Annotated in this window: 23 protein-coding genes; 17 read left to right on the top strand and 6 right to left on the bottom strand. The window is 55.9% G+C overall.

From position 1 onward, the window contains the following. The first annotated feature begins 44 nt into the window (after positions 1 to 44). The 14 genes from atpE to FPB55_RS26010 all read left to right on the top strand — a co-directional run bounded on the left by atpE (position 45) and on the right by FPB55_RS26010 (position 16,336). Positions 45 to 302 carry a F0F1 ATP synthase subunit C gene (gene atpE / locus FPB55_RS26075; RefSeq protein WP_003097235.1) on the top strand — a complete coding sequence of 86 codons (258 nt, stop codon included), beginning with the start codon at positions 45 to 47 and terminating at the stop codon, positions 300 to 302. Positions 303 to 360: 58 nt separating this feature from the next. Beyond that, entirely contained in the window at positions 361 to 831 is a 471-nt protein-coding gene (locus FPB55_RS26070; RefSeq protein ID WP_003253189.1) for a F0F1 ATP synthase subunit B, read from the top strand. A gap of 12 nt (positions 832 to 843) precedes the next feature. Next, positions 844 to 1,380 (top strand): F0F1 ATP synthase subunit delta, encoded by a 537-nt coding sequence (locus FPB55_RS26065; protein ID WP_003253191.1) that lies wholly within the window; start codon positions 844 to 846, stop codon positions 1,378 to 1,380. Between the two features lie 21 nt (positions 1,381 to 1,401). Continuing rightward, positions 1,402 to 2,946: a F0F1 ATP synthase subunit alpha gene (atpA, locus tag FPB55_RS26060; RefSeq protein WP_009684664.1), complete on the top strand. Its 1,545-nt coding sequence runs from the start codon at positions 1,402 to 1,404 to the stop codon at positions 2,944 to 2,946. A 48-nt stretch (positions 2,947 to 2,994) separates the two neighbouring features. Next, positions 2,995 to 3,855 carry a F0F1 ATP synthase subunit gamma gene (gene atpG / locus FPB55_RS26055; RefSeq protein ID WP_009684663.1) on the top strand — a complete coding sequence of 287 codons (861 nt, stop codon included), beginning with the start codon at positions 2,995 to 2,997 and terminating at the stop codon, positions 3,853 to 3,855. A gap of 27 nt (positions 3,856 to 3,882) precedes the next feature. After that, positions 3,883 to 5,259, top strand: coding sequence for a F0F1 ATP synthase subunit beta (gene atpD / locus FPB55_RS26050; RefSeq protein WP_009684662.1), 1,377 nt, complete (start codon positions 3,883 to 3,885; stop codon positions 5,257 to 5,259). Positions 5,260 to 5,303: 44 nt separating this feature from the next. Then, complete coding sequence (locus FPB55_RS26045) at positions 5,304 to 5,723, top strand: F0F1 ATP synthase subunit epsilon (protein ID WP_029886844.1); 420 nt, start codon at positions 5,304 to 5,306, stop codon at positions 5,721 to 5,723. 121 nt (positions 5,724 to 5,844) lie between these two features. Next, the gene (gene glmU / locus FPB55_RS26040) at positions 5,845 to 7,212 is read left to right on the top strand and encodes a bifunctional UDP-N-acetylglucosamine diphosphorylase/glucosamine-1-phosphate N-acetyltransferase GlmU (protein ID WP_144189570.1); all 1,368 of its coding nucleotides are present in this window, start codon (positions 5,845 to 5,847) and stop codon (positions 7,210 to 7,212) included. A gap of 229 nt (positions 7,213 to 7,441) precedes the next feature. Then, positions 7,442 to 8,221 (top strand): DeoR family transcriptional regulator, encoded by a 780-nt coding sequence (locus FPB55_RS26035; protein WP_174824181.1) that lies wholly within the window; start codon positions 7,442 to 7,444, stop codon positions 8,219 to 8,221. Positions 8,222 to 8,224: 3 nt separating this feature from the next. Then, a complete protein-coding gene (glmS, locus tag FPB55_RS26030; RefSeq protein WP_054914016.1) occupies positions 8,225 to 10,060 on the top strand; it encodes a glutamine--fructose-6-phosphate transaminase (isomerizing) in 1,836 nt (611 codons plus the stop codon). A gap of 267 nt (positions 10,061 to 10,327) precedes the next feature. Further along, positions 10,328 to 11,227 (top strand): TnsA endonuclease N-terminal domain-containing protein, encoded by a 900-nt coding sequence (locus FPB55_RS26025; RefSeq protein WP_049798467.1) that lies wholly within the window; start codon positions 10,328 to 10,330, stop codon positions 11,225 to 11,227. After that, the gene (locus FPB55_RS26020; RefSeq protein WP_013974899.1) at positions 11,220 to 13,388 is read left to right on the top strand and encodes a Mu transposase C-terminal domain-containing protein; all 2,169 of its coding nucleotides are present in this window, start codon (positions 11,220 to 11,222) and stop codon (positions 13,386 to 13,388) included. The genes FPB55_RS26025 and FPB55_RS26020 overlap by 8 nt, the downstream gene beginning before the upstream one ends. Next, positions 13,385 to 14,833: an ATP-binding protein gene (locus FPB55_RS26015; RefSeq protein ID WP_144189568.1), complete on the top strand. Its 1,449-nt coding sequence runs from the start codon at positions 13,385 to 13,387 to the stop codon at positions 14,831 to 14,833. Before FPB55_RS26020 ends, FPB55_RS26015 begins: the two co-directional genes overlap by 4 nt. A 24-nt stretch (positions 14,834 to 14,857) precedes the next feature. After that, positions 14,858 to 16,336 carry a TniQ family protein gene (locus FPB55_RS26010; protein WP_013974897.1) on the top strand — a complete coding sequence of 493 codons (1,479 nt, stop codon included), beginning with the start codon at positions 14,858 to 14,860 and terminating at the stop codon, positions 16,334 to 16,336. On the opposite strand, the gene FPB55_RS26005 is transcribed toward FPB55_RS26010, so the two are convergent. Then, positions 16,308 to 17,231, bottom strand: a complete 924-nt coding sequence (locus FPB55_RS26005; protein ID WP_114167560.1) for a TniQ family protein — start codon at positions 17,229 to 17,231, stop codon at positions 16,308 to 16,310. The genes FPB55_RS26010 and FPB55_RS26005 overlap by 29 nt on opposite strands. A gap of 173 nt (positions 17,232 to 17,404) precedes the next feature. Between FPB55_RS26005 and FPB55_RS26000 the strand changes: the two genes are divergently transcribed. From FPB55_RS26000 to FPB55_RS25990, 3 genes are all read left to right on the top strand, one after another. After that, positions 17,405 to 17,875, top strand: coding sequence for an antitoxin Xre/MbcA/ParS toxin-binding domain-containing protein (locus tag FPB55_RS26000; protein WP_044047197.1), 471 nt, complete (start codon positions 17,405 to 17,407; stop codon positions 17,873 to 17,875). 143 nt (positions 17,876 to 18,018) lie between these two features. Next, entirely contained in the window at positions 18,019 to 18,351 is a 333-nt protein-coding gene (locus FPB55_RS25995; RefSeq protein ID WP_044047196.1) for a DUF2790 domain-containing protein, read from the top strand. A gap of 137 nt (positions 18,352 to 18,488) precedes the next feature. Then, positions 18,489 to 18,677 (top strand): AbrB/MazE/SpoVT family DNA-binding domain-containing protein, encoded by a 189-nt coding sequence (locus tag FPB55_RS25990; RefSeq protein ID WP_044047195.1) that lies wholly within the window; start codon positions 18,489 to 18,491, stop codon positions 18,675 to 18,677. A 105-nt stretch (positions 18,678 to 18,782) separates the two neighbouring features. Here FPB55_RS25990 and FPB55_RS25985 read toward each other — a convergent pair whose 3' ends face one another. The 5 genes from FPB55_RS25985 to FPB55_RS25965 are packed head-to-tail and all read right to left on the bottom strand — an operon-like array spanning position 18,783 to position 23,497. Beyond that, complete coding sequence (locus tag FPB55_RS25985; protein ID WP_044047194.1) at positions 18,783 to 19,238, bottom strand: DUF411 domain-containing protein; 456 nt, start codon at positions 19,236 to 19,238, stop codon at positions 18,783 to 18,785. Beyond that, positions 19,228 to 20,010: a cytochrome c gene (locus tag FPB55_RS25980; RefSeq protein ID WP_013974894.1), complete on the bottom strand. Its 783-nt coding sequence runs from the start codon at positions 20,008 to 20,010 to the stop codon at positions 19,228 to 19,230. The genes FPB55_RS25985 and FPB55_RS25980 overlap by 11 nt, the downstream gene beginning before the upstream one ends. Positions 20,011 to 20,020: 10 nt before the next feature. Continuing rightward, a complete protein-coding gene (locus FPB55_RS25975) occupies positions 20,021 to 21,136 on the bottom strand; it encodes a copper resistance protein B (RefSeq protein WP_044047193.1) in 1,116 nt (371 codons plus the stop codon). Beyond that, complete coding sequence (locus tag FPB55_RS25970; RefSeq protein ID WP_013974892.1) at positions 21,126 to 21,473, bottom strand: hypothetical protein; 348 nt, start codon at positions 21,471 to 21,473, stop codon at positions 21,126 to 21,128. Before FPB55_RS25970 ends, FPB55_RS25975 begins: the two co-directional genes overlap by 11 nt. Positions 21,474 to 21,487: 14 nt before the next feature. Next, positions 21,488 to 23,497: a copper resistance system multicopper oxidase gene (locus tag FPB55_RS25965; RefSeq protein ID WP_044047191.1), complete on the bottom strand. Its 2,010-nt coding sequence runs from the start codon at positions 23,495 to 23,497 to the stop codon at positions 21,488 to 21,490. Between the last annotated feature and the right edge of the window lie 46 nt (positions 23,498 to 23,543).

Raw genomic sequence — 23,543 nt, 5'->3', positions numbered from 1 at the left:
AACTTAAAAACCTAACCAATACGACGTAAAAGTCGGGAGGAAAGATGGAAACTGTAGTTGGTCTGACCGCTATCGCTGTTGCTCTGCTGATCGGCCTGGGTGCTCTGGGTACCGCCATTGGTTTCGGCCTGCTGGGCGGCAAATTCCTGGAAGGCGCTGCTCGCCAGCCAGAAATGGTTCCAATGCTGCAGGTTAAAATGTTCATCGTTGCCGGTCTGCTCGACGCCGTAACCATGATCGGTGTTGGTATCGCTCTGTTCTTCACCTTCGCGAATCCGTTCGTTGGTCAAATCGCCGGCTAATCACTCGTAACCACGAGTTGATAGCTGTGATGAACCAAAGACCGAGCGAGGTGTTGGCGTGAATATTAATGCAACCCTGATTGGCCAATCCGTTGCCTTCTTGATTTTTGTACTCTTCTGCATGAAGTACGTATGGCCTCCGGTCATCACTGCTCTGCAAGAGCGCCAAAAGAAGATTGCCGACGGCTTGGACGCTGCCAACCGCGCAGCTCGCGACCTGGAGCTGGCCCAAGAAAAAGCGGGTCAGCAACTGCGTGAAGCTAAGGCACAGGCAGCCGAAATCATTGAGCAAAGCAAGAAACGCGCTGCTCAGCTTGTCGAGGAAGCCCGTGAACAGGCCCGCGTCGAAGCTGACCGTGTGAAGGCTCAGGCTCTGGCCGAGATCGAACAGGAACTGAACAGTGCTAAAGACGCCCTGCGTGCCCAAGTGGGTGCCCTGGCCGTTGGCGGTGCTGAAAAGATCCTTGGCGCCACAATCGATCAAAACGCGCATGCGGAGCTGGTTAACAAACTGGCCGCTGAAATTTAAGCGAGGGCGATCATGGCAGAACTGACCACGTTGGCCCGACCTTACGCTAAGGCTGCCTTTGAGCACGCCCAGGCCCATCAGCAACTGGCCAATTGGTCAGCCATGCTCGGCCTGGCTGCTGCGGTGTCGCAAGACGACACCATGCAGCGCCTGCTCAAGGCCCCGCGACTGACGAGCGCAGAAAAGGCCGCCACGTTCATTGACGTGTGCGGTGACAAGTTCAATGCACAGGCACAGAATTTCATTCATGTTGCCGCGGAAAACGACCGTCTCCTGCTTCTGCCGGAGATTGCCGCCCTGTTCGACCTGTACAAGGCCGAGCAAGAGAAATCCGTGGACGTGGAAGTCACCAGTGCCTTCGCGTTGAACCAAGAACAGCAAGACAAACTCGCCAAGGTTCTCAGTGCACGGTTAGGCCAGGAAGTGCGCCTGCACGCGTCGGAGGATGCCAGCCTGATTGGCGGCGTCGTCATCCGCGCAGGTGACCTGGTAATCGATGGCTCTGTTCGCGGCAAAATCGCGAAACTGGCCGAAGCATTGAAATCTTGAGTTTGAAGGGGCAGCAGAGCAATGCAGCAACTCAATCCTTCCGAAATTAGTGAAATCATCAAGGGCCGCATCGACAACCTCGATGTGAGCTCCCAAGCCCGTAACGAAGGTACCGTTGTTTCGGTATCCGACGGTATCGTGCGGATCCACGGTCTGGCCGACGTCATGTACGGCGAAATGATCGAGTTCCCTGGCAGCGTCTACGGTATGGCCCTGAACCTGGAGCAAGACTCCGTAGGTGCAGTGATCCTGGGTGCCTATGACACCCTCGCCGAAGGCATGAGCGCCAAGTGCACCGGCCGCATCCTGGAAGTTCCTGTTGGTAAGGAACTGCTGGGTCGCGTCGTTGACGCACTGGGTAACCCGATCGATGGCAAAGGTCCGCTGGGCAACACCCAGACCGACGCGGTCGAGAAAGTGGCTCCAGGCGTGATCTGGCGTAAGTCGGTAGACCAGCCTGTACAGACTGGCTACAAGTCCGTCGACGCCATGATCCCTGTCGGCCGTGGCCAGCGCGAGCTGATCATTGGCGACCGTCAGATCGGTAAGACCGCCATGGCCATCGACGCCATCATCAACCAGAAAGACTCCGGTATTTTCTGTGTTTATGTTGCTGTCGGCCAGAAGCGCTCCACCGTTGCCAACATCGTTCGCAAGCTGGAAGAAACCGGCGCCCTGGCCAACACCATCGTGGTTGTTGCCAGTGCTTCGGAATCCGCCGCACTGCAGTTCCTGGCGCCATACGCCGGCTGCACCATGGGCGAGTTCTTCCGTGACCGCGGCGAAGACGCACTGATCGTTTACGATGACCTGTCCAAGCAGGCCGTTGCCTACCGTCAGATCTCCCTGCTGCTGCGCCGTCCACCAGGACGTGAAGCGTACCCAGGCGACGTGTTCTATCTCCACTCCCGTCTGCTGGAGCGTGCATCGCGCGTTTCGGAAGAATACGTCGAGAAGTTCACCAACGGTGCAGTCACTGGCAAGACCGGTTCCCTGACCGCCCTGCCGATCATCGAAACCCAGGCTGGCGACGTTTCCGCGTTCGTTCCGACCAACGTGATTTCCATCACCGACGGTCAGATCTTCCTGGAATCGGCCATGTTCAACTCGGGCATCCGCCCTGCAGTGAACGCCGGTGTTTCGGTATCCCGCGTAGGTGGTGCCGCTCAGACCAAGATCATCAAGAAGCTGTCCGGTGGTATTCGTACCGCTCTGGCTCAGTACCGTGAACTGGCTGCATTCGCCCAGTTCGCTTCCGATCTGGACGAAGCGACCCGCAAGCAGCTGGAGCATGGTCAGCGCGTAACCGAGCTGATGAAGCAGAAGCAGTACGCGCCGATGTCCATCGCGGACATGGCTCTGTCGCTGTACGCCGCTGAGCGTGGTTTCCTGACTGACGTGGAAGTCTCCAAGGTCGGTAGCTTCGAGCAAGCACTGATCGCCTTCTTCAACCGTGATCACGCCGAACTGATGGCGAAGATCAACGTGAAGGGTGACTTCAACGACGAAATCGACGCAGGCCTGAAAGCCGGTATCGAGAAGTTCAAGGCCACCCAGACCTGGTAAGCCGCAGCGGGGGCTCCGGCCCCCGCTTGCTAACCTGATAGGTGATACATGGCAGGCGCAAAAGAGATTCGCAGTAAGATTGCGAGCATCAAAAGCACGCAAAAAATTACCAGCGCCATGGAGAAAGTGGCGGTCAGCAAGATGCGCAAGGCACAAATGCGCATGGCTGCTAGCCGTCCTTACGCGGAGCGTATCCGCCAGGTGATCGGTCATCTGGCCAACGCCAACCCGGAATACCGCCACCCGTTCATGATCGAGCGCCCTGTAAAGCGCGCCGGTTATATCGTGGTGAGCAGTGACCGTGGCTTGTGCGGTGGCTTGAACACCAACCTGTTCAAGGCCCTGGTCAAGGACATGAGCGAAAACCGCGAACAGGGCGTGGAAATCGACCTGTGCGTGATCGGCAGCAAGGGTGCGACTTTCTTCCGCATCTTTGGCGGCAACGTTGTAGCCGCGATCAGCCACCTGGGCGAAGAGCCGTCGATCAATGATCTGATCGGCTCCGTCAAAGTGATGCTGGACGCCTACATGGACGGCCGTATCGATCGCCTCTCGGTGGTTTCGAACAAGTTCATCAACACCATGACCCAAAAACCGACGGTCGAGCAATTGGTACCGTTGGTGGCAACCCCGGATCAGGAACTCAAGCACCACTGGGACTACCTGTACGAACCCGACGCAAAAGAGCTGCTGGACGGCTTGATGGTGCGTTACGTGGAGTCGCAGGTCTACCAGGCGGTGGTCGAGAACAACGCTGCTGAACAAGCAGCCCGGATGATCGCCATGAAAAACGCCACAGACAACGCCGGTGATTTGATCAAAGAGCTGCAATTGATCTACAACAAGGCGCGTCAGGCTGCGATCACCCAGGAGATCTCGGAAATCGTCGGCGGCGCTGCCGCGGTTTAACGGTTCAAAAAATCAGAGGATCCAGCTATGAGTAGCGGACGTATCGTTCAAATCATCGGCGCCGTCATCGACGTGGAATTCCCACGTGACGTCGTGCCGAGTGTTTACAACGCGCTGAAAGTACAAGGCGCGGAAACCACCCTGGAAGTTCAGCAGCAGCTGGGCGACGGCGTGGTTCGTACCATTGCGATGGGCTCGACCGAAGGCCTGAAGCGCGGTCTGGATGTCGTCGACACCGGCGCTGCCATCTCCGTTCCTGTTGGTAAGGCCACCCTGGGCCGCATCATGGACGTACTGGGCAACCCGATCGACGAAGCCGGCCCGATCGGCGAAGAAGAGCGTCGCGGTATCCACCAGCCAGCGCCTTCGTTCGCTGACCAGGCAGGCGGCAACGACCTGCTGGAAACCGGCATCAAGGTTATCGACCTGGTTTGCCCGTTCGCCAAGGGTGGTAAGGTTGGTCTGTTCGGTGGTGCCGGCGTCGGCAAGACCGTTAACATGATGGAACTGATCCGTAACATCGCCATGGAACACAGCGGTTACTCCGTGTTCGCTGGTGTGGGTGAGCGTACTCGTGAGGGTAACGACTTCTACCACGAGATGAAGGACTCCAACGTTCTCGACAAGGTAGCGCTGGTCTACGGTCAGATGAACGAGCCACCAGGAAACCGTCTGCGCGTAGCGCTGACCGGCCTGACCATGGCTGAGAAGTTCCGTGACGAAGGTAACGACGTTCTGCTGTTCGTCGACAACATCTATCGTTACACCCTGGCCGGTACCGAAGTATCCGCACTGCTGGGCCGTATGCCTTCTGCAGTAGGTTACCAGCCGACCCTGGCTGAAGAGATGGGCGTTCTGCAAGAGCGCATCACCTCCACCAAGGAAGGTTCGATCACCTCCGTTCAGGCCGTATACGTACCTGCGGACGACTTGACCGACCCGTCGCCAGCGACCACCTTCGCCCACTTGGACGCCACCGTCGTTCTGTCCCGTGACATCGCCTCCCTGGGTATCTACCCAGCGGTCGACCCACTGGACTCGACTTCGCGTCAGCTGGACCCGAACGTGATCGGCAACGAGCACTACGAGACCGCTCGTGGCGTTCAGTATGTTCTGCAGCGCTACAAAGAGCTGAAGGACATCATCGCGATCCTGGGTATGGACGAACTGTCCGAAAGCGACAAGCAACTGGTAGCCCGCGCTCGTAAGATCCAGCGCTTCCTGTCGCAGCCGTTCTTCGTGGCCGAAGTCTTCACCGGTTCGCCAGGCAAGTACGTTTCCCTGAAAGACACCATCGCTGGCTTCAGCGGCATCCTCAAAGGTGACTACGACCACCTGCCAGAACAAGCGTTCTACATGGTCGGCAGCATCGACGAAGCGATCGAGAAAGCCAAGAAACTGTAATCCCGGCGCCCCGCAAGGGGCGCTAATCAGGTTGAGGCAAGCAGATGGCTATGACAGTCCATTGCGACATCGTCAGCGCGGAAGGAGAAATCTTCTCCGGCCTGGTCGAGATGGTAGTAGCGCACGGCAACCTGGGCGATCTGGGTATCGCTCCAGGCCACGCGCCGCTGATCACCAATCTCAAGCCAGGTCCGATCACGCTGACCAAGCAGGGTGGCACTCAAGAGGTGTTCTACATCTCCGGTGGCTTCCTCGAAGTGCAGCCGAACATGGTGAAGGTTCTTGCCGACACCGTGCAACGTGCTGCCGACCTGGACGAAGCTCAGGCTCAGGAAGCCCTCAAGGCTGCCGAGAACGCGCTGAACACTAAAGGCTCGGACTTCGACTACGGCGCTGCAGCCGCACGTCTGGCCGAGGCGGCTGCTCAGCTGCGTACTGTCCAGCAAATGCGCAGAGGCAAGTAATCCGGCCCAGGCCGCTTACTGCCAGTGCGATTGAGTTAAAGGGTAGCCTCGGCTACCCTTTTTCTTTTTGCGAATTTCTATTTTGGTCACGCAGCTGACCGCCCAGGATTGGTAGCCAGTAATGTCCCTCGATATCGTTATTCTCGCCGCAGGCCAAGGCACGCGCATGCGTTCGGCGCTCCCCAAAGTGCTGCATCCGGTCGCCGGCAACTCCATGCTCGGCCATGTTATCCACAGCGCGCGCCAGCTGCAGCCGCAAGGTATTCATGTGGTCATTGGCCATGGTGCCGAACTGGTCCGCGAGCGCCTGGCCGCCGATGACCTGAATTTCGTCATGCAGGATAAACAGCTGGGTACCGGCCACGCCGTTGCACAGGCACTGCCAGCGCTGACTGCCGATACTGTGCTGGTACTGTACGGCGACGTGCCGCTGATCGAAGTGGAGACCCTGCAGCGGCTGCTGGCCAAGGCCAATGACCAGCAACTGGGCCTGCTCACGGTCACCCTCGACGACCCGACCGGCTATGGCCGCATCGTTCGCGATCAGCAAGGCAATGTCACCGCCATCGTTGAGCACAAGGATGCCAGCGAAGCGCAGAAAGCGATCAACGAAGGCAACACGGGCATTCTGGCGCTGCCAGCGGCGCGCCTGGCTGACTGGATGGGTCGTCTGTCGAATAACAACGCCCAGGGTGAGTATTACCTGACCGACGTCATCGCCATGGCGGTGGCCGATGGTTTGGTGGTGGCTACCGAGCAGCCCCACGATCCAATGGAAGTGCAGGGGGCCAACGACCGTCGCCAGCTTTCCGAGCTGGAGCGCCACTACCAGTTGCGTGAAGGGCGTCGCCTGATGGCCCAGGGTGTAACCCTGCGTGACCCGGCGCGCTTCGACGTGCGCGGTGAGGTGACCGTCGGTCGTGACGTGCTGATCGACATCAACGTTGTACTCGAGGGCAAAGTGGTCATCGAGGACGATGTGCAGATCGGTCCCAACTGTGTAATCAAGAACACGACCCTGCGCAAAGGGGCTGTGGTCAAGGCCAACAGTCACCTTGAGGGTGCGGTAATGGGCGAGGGCAGCGATGCCGGCCCGTTTGCCCGCTTGCGCCCTGGCAGCGTACTGGATGCCAAAGCCCATGTGGGTAACTTTGTAGAACTGAAAAACGCTCACCTTGGAGAGGGTGCCAAGGCTGGCCACCTGACGTACCTGGGCGATGCCGAAATCGGCGCCCGTACCAACATTGGCGCAGGTACCATCACCTGCAACTACGACGGTGCCAACAAGTTCAAGACAGTGATGGGTGAGGATGTATTCATCGGTTCGAACAACTCGCTGGTAGCGCCTGTGGAAATCCAGGCCGGCGCCACTACCGCCGCCGGTTCTACCATTACGCAGGCTGTTGAAGCAGGTGATCTGGCAGTGGCCCGGGCACGCCAGCGCAACATCCCAGGTTGGAAGCGGCCGGAGAAGATTAAGAAGATCTGATTTATCCACAGCTGCTTCCCTCGAAGCCGACCTATGTGAATAAGTCGGCTTTTTTGTGCGCTATGCAACCCGATATGTGGGCGCGGCCAGTGTGGGAGCGGGCAAGTCGGATTGCCGCACCGCCGCTCCCCAAAGAAAAATTGCCGCCAGTAAAGTTATGCACAGCTTGACGAATCGCTCATCTTAGGTTTTGATTGCAATCATTATCTTTCGAAACGAAATTTAACAGATCATGTCGAAACGAAACACCCCTCAACGCCGCCACAACATCCTGGCCATGCTCAGCGAGCTGGGCGAAGTGAGTGTGGATGCCTTGGCCAAGCGTTTCGAAACCTCGGAAGTGACCATTCGTAAGGACCTTGCCGCGCTGGAGGCGAACGGCCTGCTGCTGCGCCGTTACGGCGGTGCAGTACCGGTACCGCAGGAAATGCTCAGCGAACCCGCGCAACCAGTCTCTGCCTACAAGAAGGCTATCGCCCGTGCAGCGGTGGGGCGTATACGCGAGCATGCTCGTATCATCATCGATAGCGGTAGCACGACCGCCGCTATGATTCCGGAACTGGGCCGCCAGCCCGGCCTGGTGGTGATGACCAATTCGTTGAATGTGGCTCGCGCCATCAGCGAGGTCGAGCACGAACCGGTACTGCTTATGACCGGCGGGACCTGGGACCCGCACTCCGAATCGTTCCAAGGGCAGGTCGCCGAGCAGGTCCTGCGGTCTTACGATTTCGACCAGTTGTTCATCGGTGCCGATGGCATCGACCTCGCGCGGGGCACCACCACCTTCAACGAGTTGCTTGGCCTGAGCCGGGTAATGGCTGAGGTCGCCCGCGAAGTGATCGTGATGGTCGAGTCGGACAAGGTGGGGCGCAAGATCCCCAACCTCGAGCTGCCCTGGGGCAGCGTGCATACCCTTATTACAGATGAACGCCTGCCCGCAGCGGCACGCGAACACATTCAAGCCCGCGGCATCAACCTGATCTGTGCCGCGATCAGCCAGGAGCAATAATTCATGTGTGGAATCGTTGGTGCCGTCGCCGAACGTAATATCACCGCCATCCTGATCGAAGGCCTCAAGCGGCTTGAGTACCGTGGCTACGACAGCGCCGGCCTGGCCGTGCTCACCCAGGACGGCCAGCTGCAGCGTCGCCGCCGTATCGGCAAGGTCAGCGAGCTGGAAGCGGCCGTTGCTGCCGAGCCGCTGAGTGGCCGGCTGGGTATCGCCCACACCCGCTGGGCGACGCATGGTGCACCCACCGAAGGCAATGCCCACCCGCACTTCTCTGCTAATGAAGTAGCGGTAGTGCACAACGGCATCATCGAGAACCACGAAGAGCTGCGCGAAGAACTGAAGGGCCTGGGCTATGTCTTCGCCTCGCAGACCGATACCGAAGTCATCGTGCACCTGATTCACCATACCCTGAAAAGCGTGCCGAACCTGGCAGATGCGCTGAAGGCGGCCGTGAAACGCCTGCACGGTGCCTACGGTCTGGCGCTGGTCAGCATCCACCAGCCTGATCGCCTGCTCGCCGCACGCAGCGGCAGCCCCCTGGTGATCGGCCTGGGCCTGGGCGAAAACTTCCTGGCATCCGACCAACTGGCCCTGCGCCAGGTGACCGACCGCTTCATGTACCTGGAAGAGGGCGATATCGCCGAGATCCGTCGCGATCAGGTCACCATCTGGGACCAGGCCGGGCACGAAGTCCAGCGCGAAACCGTGCAGTACCATGAAGGCGCCGAGGCCGCCGACAAGGGTAACTACCGCCACTTCATGCTCAAGGAAATCCACGAGCAGCCAACCGTGGTTCAGCGCACGCTGGAAGGGCGCTTGGGTAAAGATCACGTTCTGGTCCAGGCCTTCGGCCCCCAGGCTGCAGAATTGTTTGCCAAAGTGCGCAATGTGCAGATCGTTGCCTGCGGTACCAGCTACCACGCAGGCATGGTCGCCCGTTACTGGCTCGAAGGCCTGGCCGGCATCCCCTGCCAGGTGGAAGTGGCCAGTGAATTCCGCTACCGCAAGGTGGTGGTGCAGCCAGACACCCTGTTTGTGTCCATTTCGCAATCTGGCGAAACCGCTGACACCCTCGCTGCCCTGCGCAACGCCAAGGAGCTGGGCTTCCTCGGCAGCCTGGCGATCTGCAACGTGGGTATCAGCTCGCTGGTCCGTGAGTCGGACCTGACCCTGCTGACCCTCGCTGGCCCGGAAATCGGTGTGGCCTCGACCAAGGCCTTCACCACCCAGCTGGTGTCGCTGATGCTGCTGACGCTGGCGCTCGGCCAAGTCCGCGGCACCTTGCCGGCCGGTGTCGAAGCCGACCTGGTCGAAGAGCTGCGCCGCCTGCCCACGCGCCTTGGCGAAGCCTTGGCCATGGACGCCACCGTCGAGAAAATCGCCGAGCTGTTCGCCGACAAGCACCACACCCTGTTCCTCGGCCGCGGTGCCCAATACCCGGTGGCGATGGAGGGCGCACTCAAACTCAAGGAAATCTCCTACATTCACGCAGAAGCCTACCCAGCTGGCGAACTGAAGCATGGCCCATTGGCACTGGTGGACAACGATATGCCGGTGGTGACCGTTGCCCCGAACAACGAACTGCTGGAGAAACTGAAGTCCAACCTGCAGGAAGTACGGGCCCGTGGTGGTGAATTGGTGGTGTTCGCGGACGAACATGCGGGCATGACCAATGGCGAGGGCACCCACGTGATCCAGGTGCCGCACATCGCCGATGCCCTGGCGCCGATTCTGTACACCATTCCGCTGCAGTTGCTGTCTTACTACGTGGCTGTGCTGAAAGGCACCGATGTGGACCAGCCGCGTAACTTGGCCAAGTCGGTTACGGTTGAGTAACGGATAGGCGCGGGGGCTTGAGCTGTTTTTGAATAATAAAGGTTGTCACAAAACAATAAAGGTTGTCACAACGTAATAAAGGTTGTCACAAGGCAGGCTCTGACCGCACATCGGGCCGGAGCCAGGCCTTGGAGATTCGGGTGACAATCCTCTACCCAACGCTGTGACTGTTGTCCTGGCTTAGCCCGCTCTCTGGGGTGTCCCCTGTGCACGACACCTGTCCTCGTCCCGGTCGAGCGGGTCGCCCAATTTTGAGCGACTCGAACAATGGCATCCATGCCCATAGCTCCGGTCAAGGCTGCACATCGCAAGCTGATGACCCAGGCAAAAATAGATAAGAAAATTCAATCGGGTCGTGGGTGTGGAGTCAGAGATTCCTATAAGCCATGGATCAAAGTGTGGGAGATCAAATCAAAGGGTGTCTCTCATATGATCGCGGGAGTTAAAATTCACCGCACACACCACCTGCTGTCCAATGCAGAGCGAGATTACTTAACTGTACTTGAGCACGATGCCTCGATCATCGATATCCGAGAGCAGTATCCTCTGCTGACACAGGCTGAGACCCAAGCAATTGCCTCAAGTATTAACTGTCGCCACCCTGTATATCCTGGCACGCAAATACCTGTCGTTATGACGACGGACTTTCTCGTTACCTTCTTAGATTCCTCTGGCGAAACAAGGCTAGCTGCTCGATCAGTGAAATACCGAAAAGAGTTTGAGCAAGCTGATCTTCAGGCGCGTAATCGAATAGCAGAAAAGCTAGCCATCGAAGAAAAATACTGGGCAATGAGGGGGGTGGACTGGAAGCTGGTCCTGCATGAAAACCTCTCAAAGATAAAATTAGCGAACCTCAAGATTCTCAGGACATACGCCAGTATTCATCCCTCGTTACCGACGGAGAAGAACATCGGCAATTTGCTTGGATACATTGAGGAGGCAAAGACGGATCAAATACCGTTAAAAATTCTTTTGGATAAAGCGTCTCGTGACCTTTACATTGAATATATGGGGGTAAAGCGCCTCTTCCATCACCTGCTATGGAACGGTCGTTTAGAGTCAGATCTTACCTCGAAAATAATAAGCATGTCGCAGCCGTTGCACGTATGGCCGAATCAAAGGTCAGCGGCTTTGTCTCTGCCAAACGAGGTTTCCCATCATGCTTGATCTTAAAATCAACAGCATTGTCACTCCTGGCGAAGAACCTAGCCTACTAAAAAAAGCGGTTCGGATTTTAGGCATAGATGATGCTTCTGTAATTGTGATTGAGCTGAGTACGAATCCCAGCAAGCCGTGGCAGATCGAGCGGTCCGTTTTGATTGACGATATTGACGCAGGGCGCGCAATCTTAAGTCGAGAAATGGTGCCCTTACATCTGCTCAGAAGTGATGATGAAATTAGTGAAAATGAAAAATCGAGCCGAAATCGTAACTGGAGCCTTATAAGAGGGTTAGTAGAAGATCGCTCCGCCTTGGAAATTCTTGGACCGGGTTTTGGAAAGCTGGTTGCTAGGCATGCCCTAGAGGCAGGAGTAGAGCGTAAACAGATATACCGGCTTCTATACCGCTACTGGAGCATGGGGCAGACACCTAACGCGTTTCTATGGAACACTAGTGCTTGCGGTGGTCGGGGAAAGAAAAAGGATCGATCCTCAGGCATTATCCCCGGTAGGCCGCGTAAGTATCGTGGTGTCGTTGTCAATGATGGTGGTGCTATCACGCTCGAACCGCGCCATCTCTCTCATATCCGTTTGGCTTACGGGCGGGTTGCTAGCGGCAAATGCGGCACCCTGAAAGATGCACATAAGTGGATGTTAAACAAATTTTATAGAGAGACTCTGCCAGACGGCTCGAAAGGGAATATTGTACGCGGCAGTTACCCGACTACTACCCAGCTCAGATATCACGGTAAGCTTTTTTTCGATGATCTTTATAAACTTAAGGTGCGTGGCGGTTCTGTTCGATACAACAAAGATCATCGTGCTATCGTTGGCGCAGCTTCCCAAGGCCTGATGGGTGCGACCCATCGATATGAGATAGATTCCACCATCGCTGATGTATATTTAGTGCATCGCGTTAACAGGCTATGGCTCATAGGACGCCCCATACTTTATGTGGTCGTCGATACCTTTACTAGAATGATTGTAGGGATTCACGTGGGCCTTGAGGGTCCCAGTTGGAATGGGGCTCGACACGCGATATACAATGCTTGCACCCCAAAGGTCGATTTTTGCAAGCGATACAATGTTGAAATAGATGAGGCTGACTGGCCGTGCTCGCACTTGCCAGTCGAAATTGTTGCTGACCGGGCCGAACTTCTAAGTGAGGCTGGGGCAACGCTGTCGCAAAGCTTGGGACTAGCGGTGCAAATTTTGCCCCCCTTTAGGCCTGATTGGAAAGGGATCATCGAAAGCCGCTTCCGTCTGATCAATGAACACCTGGACTTGAAATTTGTTCCAGGCGGAGTAGATGCTCGTAAAATGGAGCGTGGTGATAGGGACTACCAACTCGATGCGATTTTGGATATCGACGAGTTCACAGAAATGGTTATTGTAGGGGTCTTGGCGCACAATAAGAGCCTACGCATACCACACCTATTAAGTCGCGAGATGATTGCCGACGGTATAGAAGCGACGCCTATAGCAGTTTGGAATTGGTCTAAAGCTAATAGTCCTATCAATTCTAAAGTGGTTTCTCCGGCTGAGTTGAAAATTGCTTTACTGCCCTCTCAAGAGTGTCGTATCAGTCGAGGCGGTATTGTTTTCCAAGGCGTCCAATATACATGTCAAACAGCCTTGCGTGAGGAGTGGTTGGAGCGCTCACACAATCTGCGGACGAAGTATGTTCGAGTATTCTACGATCCTAACTCTATTGAAAATTGTTGGATCAAGTCCGAAGCAGGTTTTGAGGCTTTAACTATTGTACCGCAGCAACGGCAGAAATATGGTGGACTCCGTATGGAGGAGGTTCTTGATATGGTCCATGTCTTGAACCAAGTATCGCCGGATGCCCGTTATGACAGTGACAATACTGCGGCGCTGGTAAGGGGGCGGCAAGAGGAAATCCTTGACCGGGCCAAAGCCAAACGTGCCGCACAGGGTGACCCGAAATCGAATGCAGATTTCAAGCGGGACAAACGTGCCAAGCGTGCGACCGAAGCTCAGACCGAGCGCGATTCCCATACCGCTGATCTGAATCAGCTACGCGTTGTGGATCACACGCCCCTTGCGGGAGAAAATTCTAGGCCAGTCACCGGCAGGCCCAGTTCCACAAGAAGCGCGGCGTTTCTGAAACTGGTAGTCAGCGAGGGTAGCGAGACAGAGACATGAACGATTTGACCTTCTCCCCCGCAGAATATATTCCTACAGGCATGCCTCAATATGATGGCAACCCGCTGATTGAATGCTTGCCTAGAATTCTCTCGGATGTTGATGTGGTGAGGCGTGTTGGGAACCTTCCGCCGAAGCCCGACGAGGCCGAACGAGCGTTGCCACCGAAGCTTCGCGGCCATGGGATCAACCGGCTCAAAGATGTTGTGGTTCCATTCGAAATCCACTTGCGCCTCGAAGACCTATTCAGCCAGCTGATCCGCTACGGCTATTCGGGCCGCAATCCGCTGTTGGCCTCATCTGTTAGGCATCGATTGCCTTCCTCAGCAGATGCCAAGCGCCATGGATTCATGTCCACCGCTGAGACGATGACCCTGATTGGCTTGAGTGGTATGGGCAAGACCACAGCGCTTAATTCCATAGCAAGGCTTTATCCGCAGGTGATCAGTAACAGCAGATATAAAGACGCGATTCTCATCGAAACCCAGGTTGTGTGGCTAAAGATTGAGTGCCCTCACGATGGCTCGTTGCGCGGTTTTTGCGCAGCATTCTTCTCTGCACTGGACGCTGCGTTAGGTGTCGAAAAATACTCTCGCAGGGGCGGTGCCGCCAACAGCATCAGCGTAATGCTCCAGCACATCAGTCAGCTGTGCAAAACCTTTTTTATCGGTGCTTTGATAATTGATGAAATGCAGCATCTTTGCTCGTCGCGAGGGGGGCAGGATCGGGAAAAGTTACTGAATTTCTTCGTAACTTTATCCAATGATGCGGGCGTTCCGCTTGTCTATGTAGGGACCAACGCAATGCTTCCGCTTTTTTCTGGTGTGTTGCGTAATGCCCGAAGAGCGGCGGGGATGGGACCAATCGCCTTTGACCGTTTCAGCGAAGACGATCCGTTTTGGCATCACTTGGTGTCCCAACTCTGGGCCTATGACTGGACGGAATCTTGCGCTCCCCTGACGAGTGACCTCCTGTCCAAGATCTATGATCTCACCCAGGGCAATACAGATTTCCTAGCGAAACTGCTTATGCTTGCGCAGCGTCATGTTATTTGGGAAGGAATCGACGCCATTACGCCAGCCGTGCTTCAGCAGGTGTATGACAATCAAATGAGGCTTTTGCACAAGCCCATCGAGGCCCTTCGAAGCGGTGATCCTCTTCAGATTGCTGATTTCGAGGACATGATGCCTACAAAAGACCAAATCGCTCAGATGATGAGCTACGACTTGGCTCGCCGGGCGGACCGGGCTCATCTTTCGCTACTTACACAGACCGCAATAGCACCTTCACCTCTAGCAAAGGAAAAATCGGTGCCGAAGGCTCCGAGTCGTACGGTCGTACCGGTTGCTGACGGCGCGTTAACTAACGTGCATTTTTCGAAGGACGAAGACCTTCAGGCTCAGCTCGAACAGCGCGGCTGGGTGGATAGGGATTCTTCCTGGTAATTTGACGCAGGGGAGCTCAGGGCAGTGGCTAACCTTCTGTTCTTCCCCCAGCCGTTTCCGGATGAGTCGCTCTATAGCCTGGCCGTGCGCTATCACAAGCTAGCAGCGAATCAGGGATACCGAGCGACCAGCCAAGAGCTGTTCGGTAGCTACTCGCGTACCTGCGGTTCCATCCTGCCGTGCTGCTTAGAGGCTCTGTCTGAACGTCTCAGAGGCGCCTTCTCTGTAGGAGAGCTGATCGAGCGCTTCACGCTTTTACCGCTTTTTCTGCCTTTTTTGGACGACGAGAAGGGCCGCGATGCTGCCGTTCTAATGGGAGGTAATCGAGGTACAGGCCTCAAGATGGCCTTGGGCATTACAGCATCGCGTTTCCTCCAACACGCCTCGTTTAGGTATTGCGAGAGCTGCGTCAGAGAGGACATTCTGGAGTGCGGCTCAGCTTATTGGCATCGTATTCACCAAGCATCGGGCACTTGCATTTGTCCACGCCACAGCGAAGTACTACAGGCGATTAGATTCCCCGGATGGTCAGATTGGCGTTGTATGTTGCTTCCGGGGGAATCTGCTGGAACGCCGGTTATGGACTGTGGTGACCACAGCGGGGCCGTTGCCATTGCCCACATGCAGCTGTGGGGGCTAGACCATCCCAATGAGATGAAAACGATTCTGGCTGGAAATTTGCTCAGGAACCGTTTGGACGAGATGGGTTTTATCAGGTCTGGACGAATTAGAGAGCAGATGCTGAGAGATTTTTTAACCAGGCGACTTCGGTGCAGTCCTAGCGCCGCCGAATTCGAAGAAATGGTTCGATCCGCTGAGTGGGTCTTTCAGATATTGCGGCGACAAGGTCGAACCGTGCAGCCTTTCAAGTTCTATTTTCTCTGCTGGCTCCTTGATCTAGAGCTGGAGCACCTGAAGACCTACCGTCTAGAGGACGTTAATCGCGCTGGTATTGTGGTCCGGCCTGATGAACCGAATAACCTCATCCCTGACGATGACCTTCACGCCCGGCGAATAGCGTTTGCGAAGAGTACGAATCTCAAATGTCATGACAAGCCGGGCTATCAGTGGTTGTACCGCCACGACAGGGAATGGTTGGCCCGTTATGTTGCTGGGAACCCCTACCACAGAGACCGAAGAATTTTGATCGATTGGCAATCCAGGGACTCGGCCCTTGCGTTGGAGCTCGCTAAAGCGAAGACGATGATTCTTTCTGTAGACGGAAAGCCTCAGCAGGTCACCCGCGCTGCTCTATGTAGGCGTGTCCTAAACGCTCATGCTTTCCTCAAGATGCCGGACCACTTTCCGATGAGCACTAGGTTGATGGCGGGTTTACTTGAGTCTACTCATGACCATCAGCTACGTAAAATCCGGTGGGCAATTCGAGAATACTCGCTGACTGAAAACTGTGCGATGAGTGTTTTATACCGTTATGCAGGAATAAGAATATCTCGCGTATCCGAAGATGAAGTCTTTACGCAGATACGTGACGATATGGATTAGTTTTCATGGCTTCGTGCAAAAGTTTATTGAATATGACTGTTTTCTTCTCCCGCAGCACGTCTTGCTCATCCTTATTATTTAGCAAGTTGAAATAATTTTCAGCGGTGTGGCATCCAAGAAACACATAGATAGGATATTTGTCGCTGGTAGAGATACTGACATGGGTGAGTCTCGAAGTTATGCCCATTTCTTCGTTGATCAGTTTGGAAATATTCAGCTGGGTTTTTTCGAATGCGCTAGTTCGATTTATCATGAGGCTTGCATATGCGACAAAGTCTGCCATTCCATCCTTGATCATAGGGCCGCTATAGTCCAAAAGGTCTGCGACAAATTTGGCATACATATGACGGTTTGATCCGAATTCTCGCTTTTGACGTTTTGACCATGTGTTAAGCTTGCTGCACTTGGCTAGGTGATTAATCTCGTGCTTTTTCATTGGTATTGAGCAGGTCGGACATGTCTCGATTAGAGCGCAGGCATGAGTACTGCACACCTGTACGGAACCCAATACGTGCCTGCGATGAATATAGGGGCTTCCGCAATTATCCAAGTCTTCGCGAACACAATCTGGACAAACCTTTTCCCAAGTTTTCGGTGTGACGATTGCGGTCGCTCGATGACGCCCGAGGGCAGCTATCATAGGATACAAAGTGTGATCGCTTAAGGCTAGGTCCGAAATCTTGTGCTCGTCTAGCAGCTTTGGGTAATAGAATTCTTGATGCGGCCGCCACTCTGTTTGCAACTTCCCCAAAGTCTTATTAATTCCGAACCCAATACGAGGTTTCGCTTTTATATAGAAATCTTCAGTTTTCAACGATTTAATGCCTAGGAGCTCATTGCCGCGCTTAAGCGCAGATGCGATATATTCTCCAGGTAATGGTGTGAAAATTTTCATGCAATGATGTTCTGGAAGACGAGTGGTATGGCATTTTAGTTAGAAGACACCGGTACTGCATACACATTAGTGATCGTTTTGGGCTAAGGTGTGAAGGTTAAAGGGCGTCGGGCGTGCTTGGGAATCAAATTCGATCTAGTCTGACAGCCAACGCACAAGAGGAGGTCGATGCAATGAATCCTACAAGCACGCCCCCACCTGTTGAATCGCAGGCTTTTGCACCAACGTTCCACTTGGTTCATACCGACCTTGATGAGTTGAGCCAGCTGGAGCTCCTGCGTCTTGTCCAAACAGGATTTTTTTTCAGCGACGTGAAATGCATGGTCGAGTCCTCAAGCCTATTCAAGGCTCGTAACCTCGTCAGGCGAATCACAGGAATATCGACCAGAAGCGTTCACCGTCTGAGCCATTCCGTTCAGGCCCATCGCCTGGATGCCCAGCAGAGCGCGGTGGCGTTTCAATATGCGAAAGGACTGGAGCTTGCGTCGAAGGTATTTGGCTCTCAGATGCTCGCGGAGCAGTGGCTTTGTCGGCCGTGCGGCCGTTTGATGGGGTTTGTACCCTTCGAGATGCTCGACACGTCGCTCGGATTCAGCGTGGTAGCGGACTATCTTGAGCGTCTTCGCCTGGGTGTCTATCAGTAGTGTGCCTGAGGGGAATTGGTATGCCGTGTAGACGCAACGCTACCTCCATCTGCAAGCCGGACTTACAACCTTGTAATCCCCGTATCACTCAATTGACAGCGACAAAATCCTAATCTTCAGTCACGTCTATTGGAGTGATTGAAATGAAAGTCATCAAAAGCATCGCGGCCATCCTGGCCATAGTGGCCTCCTCAACCGCGCTCGCCGAAGGAGGATCCGACCGTCTATACGGGAAGATGATTCAGGCCAATGAGCAAGCTATGCGAGCTTATGCGGCCGTCAATGATATGAAGCCACCGGAGGTGATCCATTATCGCTACGGGATGCGGCTCGACGTGGCGAGAGTAATCAGCATGACATCGACCAAGGCGAGCTGTGACGTGATGCCAGCACAGATGAACTACGAGGATTCCAATGGAGACCTGAAAATCCTTGAGTACCGGACCGCTGGTATCGGTTGCCGGGGCCAGAACTGAGCACTGATCGAGCGGGCAGGACTTACGCTGATAAAAAGCCGGGTTGAAGCGTCAATTCCGGCGATTGATCGCCTGGTTACCGGCTTTCATGACTGGTGGAGTACGATGAGAATTGGTAGCTCAGGCAGGACAGCCCAATGACTCAATCAGCGCGCACCACGGTCAAGTGCCTTGATCCCGGCGACGGCTCCGGCGATGTGATTGTGGAACTACCCGACGACATTCTGAGCGAGCTCGGGGTCACGACGGGCGACAGACTCTCCATCGAGCTTATCAACGGCGATATCGTACTCAAGCCAGTCCGCGAGCGCCGTGAATCTGATTAGCTACGCTTTGCAGGCCCTCTGTGTCGTCGTGTTGAGCTGATGAAACTTTCTAGCGGGGATTTATGGGACGGCAGTCAGCCTACTGCCGTCCTTCTGGTCGGTGGGTTATTTGGCTGGATAGTTGGCGACTACTTGGTCCTCGCCGCTTTTGGTCAAACCAATAACCTGGTAGGCATGGCTTACACCATCAACCTCCATGCCTGGGGATCCAGCTGGCATTCCTGGCACGGCGATCCCTACCAGATCGTTCCGCTCCTTGAGTTCTCGAATCTGCTCAGCTGGCACGTGACCTTCAACAAACTTTCCGTCAATCACGGCTGTGTGGCAGGAGGCTAACCGTGGCGCTACGCCCAGCTTCTGTTTCACTGCGCTCATGTCCGTCTCAACATGGTCGGTCACTTTGAAACCATTGGCTTCCAGGTGCGCGATCCACTTCTTGCAGCAACCGCAGTTCGCATCTCGGTGAACGTCGATGGACAATGACTCTGCGGCGTAGGCCGCCGAGGCCACCAGCAGCCCAGCGATTGCGGCTAGCCGAACGAGTATCCGGTTAGTTGGCATGAGTGTGCTCCTTACCGTCTTTGTGAACATGCGTCTTTGTCGACGATTTCGGGTGGGCGTCCGAATGGGCTTCGGCCGCATTGTGGTCACCGTGATGATCTGCCGCTTGGGCGGCGCCTGCGGGTGCAGCTCCATGGTCGTGAGCTGTCTGAGCATGGTCGTCATCTGCCGCTTCGTCGTGATCGCCACGCTCGGCATGACCGCTCCCGCCGTGCTGGCCCTCATGATTATGCATATCGCTTTCACCGCCGCCGTGCTGATGGCCGCCGCTCGTGGCCACCAACGCCTTGTACTGCTCAGAATTCATTTGGGGCAGTTGGTCAAGGAACGCGACTATTCCCCAGATGTACTCATCACCCATGCTCTTGCCCCAGGCGGGCATGCCGGTGGCTTTGATGCCGTGCTTGATCGTCCAGAATGCGGCAGCCGGATCGTCTCCGACACCCACCTTGGTGAGGTCAGGTGGCGACGGGTATAGCGCTTGGCTGAGTTCTGTCTTTCCAACGCCAGGGGCGAGGTGGCACCCAATGCACATGGCGTTGTAGTTGCCTGCGCCTGCCTTGATCAACGCAGCGTTCTTCAGGTCAGGCACTTCAATGTCTCGCGCTCGAACCTCAATCGACCGGTCGCGAGCCATGGCGAGAAACGAATGGACAGCCGGGAAGTGAGGATCATCGGCGCCGACATTCACCAAGCCGAAATACGCGGTGCCCAATACCGCAGCACTTCCGACAGCACCGGCCACAAGCAGCGTTGTAATTGTTCTTTTCATGTTGGAATTCTCAGAACCACATCCTGATACCGGCAACGAAGCGTGCCTCATCAACATCTCCACCCTCGTCTCGGATGAAGTCAGCGGTGTTGCCGTAGGAGCGGCTCCAGGTAACGCCTATGTACGGGGCAAACTGGCGGACGATTTCATACCGTAGACGCAGCCCGACTTCGGTATTGGCCAGACCCGATCCAACACCGCGCTCAGGATCGTTCTTGCCATAGAAGTTCGCCTCAGCCGTGGGCTGCAAAATCAAGCGATTGGTCAGCAGGATGTCGTATTCGCCTTCAAGACGCGCAGCAGTCTGGCCGTTTTCGCCGATGAACGCCGTAGCTTCGGCCTCGAAGTCATACAAGGCCATGCCCTGAATACCAAAGGCTGCCCAGGTCTGCGGTGATTCCGGTTTGAAATCCTGACGGACCCCGGCGACCACGTCCCACCAAGGACTGACCGAGCGCCCGTATAGCAGTTGCAGCTCAGCATCTTCGGTTACCCCGTTGGTGCGCTCGCCTTCCGACCGAACCCAGAGTCGATTGATGTCGCTACCTACCCAGCCAGATGCATCCCAAGCCAGGGTGCTGCCCTCATCGGCGTCCTGGTATTCGAGCTGGTCCAACAGAAAGAAGCTGTTGATTCCGCTGTCGTGCACCTGGTGGCCACCCAAAGGCGGAAAGGCTGCCTCGCGGTCGGCATCAGTGAGCACTGGAATCGGCGTGCGGCTCGTTGTGGTCGGAGAAGTCGCTGAACCAGGATTCATCTGGGAATGGTCCATGCCCTTCATCGAACCGTGATCCATGCCCTTCATGTTTCCATGGCCCATTTTGCTGTGGTCCATCTTGCTATGGTCCACCGGGCTGGATTTGCTCTGGCTTTGAGCATGCCCCATCTGGCTGTGATCAACAGGGGCAGGCTGTTTCTGCTGTTTGCTCATCCCCATCTTGCTGTGATCCATCGCCGGCATCGATTCGGACGGAGCAGCATCCATTTGCATGGAACCGTGCCCCATTTTCGAATGATCCATGCCCGAGTGATCCATTTCTTCAGCGGCGAAGCTGGGCGTTACGCCCAGCATGCCGATTGAAACAGTCAGGGCCAGCAGCGAAGGCCGCCCAAGGCTATTGACCATCTTTCCCTGCCTTAGCTTTGTCGCTGCCATGCGATTCCATCATTTTGTCGTGGTCCATGCCTTCCATCGAGCCATGGTCCATCCCCTTCATCGAGCCATGGTCCATCCCCTTCATCGAGCCGTGGTCCATACCTTCCATGGACCCATGGTCCATGCCTTCATGGTTCATGCCCTGGCCCTGCTTGTCCTGCGAACCTTTGGCTTTACCGGCCTCGGTGGATTTCTGGGAATGCTGATCGTGGTTGTCGCTAGACCACGACGACGGGGCATAAACAGCCAACATGCCGACCATCGCAGCAGAGAGGAAAAAGGCGCTTCGTTTCATTGGTTTGCTCATCTCAAATCTCCAGTTCATTCGTCCACACGGACTTCTCGGAACATGCCCATTTCCATGTGGAACAGTAGGTGACAGTGATAGGCCCAACGTCCCAAGGCATCTGCGGTGACGCGATAGCTTCGTTTTGAGCCAGGTGGCATGTCGATGGTGTGCTTGCGAACCATGAAGTTGCCGTTCTCGTCCTCCAGATCACTCCACATACCGTGGAGATGGATGGGGTGAGTCATCATGGTGTCGTTGACCAAGGTGATGCGAAGACGCTCGCCATATTTCAACCGCAGCGGTTCAGCGTCGGAGAATTTGATACCGTCGAACGACCATGCGAACTTCTCCATTTGGCCGGTAAGGTGCAGTTCGATTGTGCGTCCAGGCTCTCGACCATCGGGATCGATGAAGGTGCTCCGCAAATCGGCGTAGGTCAGCACTCGGCGCCCGTTGTTGCGCAGGCCAATTCCCGGATCGTTCAGCTTCGGGGTCGGCGACATGGTCTGCATATCGACCAACGGGTTGTTGGTCTCGGAAGTCGGATGGCTCTGCATTGCACCGCTCATGCCGGCCATGCCCTCATGACCCATCCCAGCCATCTTGCTGTGATCCATGCCGGCCATGTTGCCGTGGTCCATTCCAGCCATCTTGCTGTGGTCCATGCCGGCCGTGCTGCCATGGTCCATTCCAGCCATCTTGCTGTGGTCCATGCCGGCCATGTTGCCATGGTCCATTCCAGCCATCTTGCTGTGGTCCATGCCGGCCATGTTGCCGTGATCCATTCCAGCCATCTTGCTGTGGTCCATGCCGGCCATGCTGCCATGGTCCATCCCAGCCATCTTGCTGTGATCCATGCCGGCCATGTTCCCTTGGTCCATGCCAGCCATGCCGCCGTGATCCATTCCGCCCATGCTGCCGTGGTCCATGCCCATATCGCTCATGGCGATGATCGGGCGTGGATCTACCTCCGGTACGGGCGCTTGCAAGTCTTCACGAACTGCCAGGGTGCCTCGGGAGTACCCGGTACGGTCCATGGATTGCGCGAAGATCGTATAGGCCTGCTCGTTTTCAGGTTCGACGATGACATCGTAGGTTTCGGCAACGGCGATCCGGAACTCATCGACCGATACGGGTTTGACGTACTGGCCGTCAGCAGCCACAACCGTCATCTTGAGCCCAGGAATCCGGACATCGAAATAGGTCATGGCCGAGCCGTTGATAAAGCGCAGGCGGATCTTCTCGCCGGGCTTGAAGAGTCCCGTCCAGTTGCCGTTCGGAGCCTGGCCGTTCATGAGGTAGGTGTAGGTATACCCGCTCACGTCAGCGAGGTCGGTGGGGCTCATCTTCATTTCAGCCCACATCTTCCGATCCGCTACAGCGGCCGACCAGCCTTTCTCGCTCACATCGTCAACGAAGTCGCTTACAGTGCGCTTGTGGAAGTTGTAGTAGTCAGATTGCTTCTTGAGTTTGGAGAGCACCCGCGCCGGGTCTTCATCCGTCCAATCGCTGAGCATGACGACGTAATCACGGTCGTACACAAACGGCTCCGGATCCTTGGCATCGATCACCAACGCCCCATAGACCCCGGACTGTTCCTGGAGGCCTGAGTGGCTGTGATACCAGTAAGTGCCGTTCTGGTGGACCTTGAACTTGTATTCGTACATGCCATCGGGAGCGATGCCGTGGAAGCTCAAGCCCGGCACACCGTCCATGTTGGCGGGCAGGATGATGCCGTGCCAGTGAATGGAGGTGTCCTGTTTCAGCCGGTTGCGTACGCGCAGCGTCACGGTGTCGCCTTCGCGCCATCGCAGGATCGGCCCTGGCACGGAGCCGTTGATGGCCATGGCCGTACGAGCTGCACCCGTGATGTTGACGGGCAGTTCGCCGATATACAGATCGAAGTCCGTGCCGCTGAGCACGTTCGGTTGGCCAGGGCTGGTCACGGCCCAGACCGGCGCGCGCCACATGCCGAGCCCACCCAGAAGTCCGGTAGCGGCCAGGCCTTTGACGAAAGATCGTCTCGTGGTTTTGCTTTGCATGCCGTTGCGTCCAGTCAGGTAGATCGCTGATATCCAGGCTGCTAGA

Origin of the sequence: Pseudomonas sp. BJP69, from assembly GCF_007633355.1 — a bacterium.
Lineage (GTDB): Bacteria > Pseudomonadota > Gammaproteobacteria > Pseudomonadales > Pseudomonadaceae > Aquipseudomonas > Aquipseudomonas juntendi.
Note: the sequence above shows the minus strand (reverse complement) of the source record. Positions and strands in the feature narration are given on the sequence as shown.

Bases quoted from the DNA above. Each gene is read 5' to 3' on its own strand.
- FPB55_RS26000 (WP_044047197.1), top strand. From the start codon at position 17,405: ATGAATCCTACAAGCACGCCCCCACCTGTTGAATCGCAGGCTTTTGCA.
- FPB55_RS25985 (WP_044047194.1), bottom strand. From the start codon at position 19,238: ATGCCAACTAACCGGATACTCGTTCGGCTAGCCGCAATCGCTGGGCTG.
- glmU (WP_144189570.1), top strand. From the start codon at position 5,845: ATGTCCCTCGATATCGTTATTCTCGCCGCAGGCCAAGGCACGCGCATG.
- atpE (WP_003097235.1), top strand. From the start codon at position 45: ATGGAAACTGTAGTTGGTCTGACCGCTATCGCTGTTGCTCTGCTGATC.
- atpD (WP_009684662.1), top strand. From the start codon at position 3,883: ATGAGTAGCGGACGTATCGTTCAAATCATCGGCGCCGTCATCGACGTG.
- atpG (WP_009684663.1), top strand. From the start codon at position 2,995: ATGGCAGGCGCAAAAGAGATTCGCAGTAAGATTGCGAGCATCAAAAGC.
- FPB55_RS26005 (WP_114167560.1), bottom strand. From the start codon at position 17,231: ATGAAAATTTTCACACCATTACCTGGAGAATATATCGCATCTGCGCTT.
- FPB55_RS25980 (WP_013974894.1), bottom strand. From the start codon at position 20,010: ATGAAAAGAACAATTACAACGCTGCTTGTGGCCGGTGCTGTCGGAAGT.
- glmS (WP_054914016.1), top strand. From the start codon at position 8,225: ATGTGTGGAATCGTTGGTGCCGTCGCCGAACGTAATATCACCGCCATC.
- FPB55_RS26045 (WP_029886844.1), top strand. From the start codon at position 5,304: ATGGCTATGACAGTCCATTGCGACATCGTCAGCGCGGAAGGAGAAATC.
- FPB55_RS25995 (WP_044047196.1), top strand. From the start codon at position 18,019: ATGAAAGTCATCAAAAGCATCGCGGCCATCCTGGCCATAGTGGCCTCC.
- FPB55_RS25990 (WP_044047195.1), top strand. From the start codon at position 18,489: ATGACTCAATCAGCGCGCACCACGGTCAAGTGCCTTGATCCCGGCGAC.
- atpA (WP_009684664.1), top strand. From the start codon at position 1,402: ATGCAGCAACTCAATCCTTCCGAAATTAGTGAAATCATCAAGGGCCGC.
- FPB55_RS25970 (WP_013974892.1), bottom strand. From the start codon at position 21,473: ATGAGCAAACCAATGAAACGAAGCGCCTTTTTCCTCTCTGCTGCGATG.
- FPB55_RS25975 (WP_044047193.1), bottom strand. From the start codon at position 21,136: ATGGTCAATAGCCTTGGGCGGCCTTCGCTGCTGGCCCTGACTGTTTCA.
- FPB55_RS26015 (WP_144189568.1), top strand. From the start codon at position 13,385: ATGAACGATTTGACCTTCTCCCCCGCAGAATATATTCCTACAGGCATG.
- FPB55_RS25965 (WP_044047191.1), bottom strand. From the start codon at position 23,497: ATGCAAAGCAAAACCACGAGACGATCTTTCGTCAAAGGCCTGGCCGCT.
- FPB55_RS26020 (WP_013974899.1), top strand. From the start codon at position 11,220: ATGCTTGATCTTAAAATCAACAGCATTGTCACTCCTGGCGAAGAACCT.
- FPB55_RS26025 (WP_049798467.1), top strand. From the start codon at position 10,328: ATGGCATCCATGCCCATAGCTCCGGTCAAGGCTGCACATCGCAAGCTG.
- FPB55_RS26065 (WP_003253191.1), top strand. From the start codon at position 844: ATGGCAGAACTGACCACGTTGGCCCGACCTTACGCTAAGGCTGCCTTT.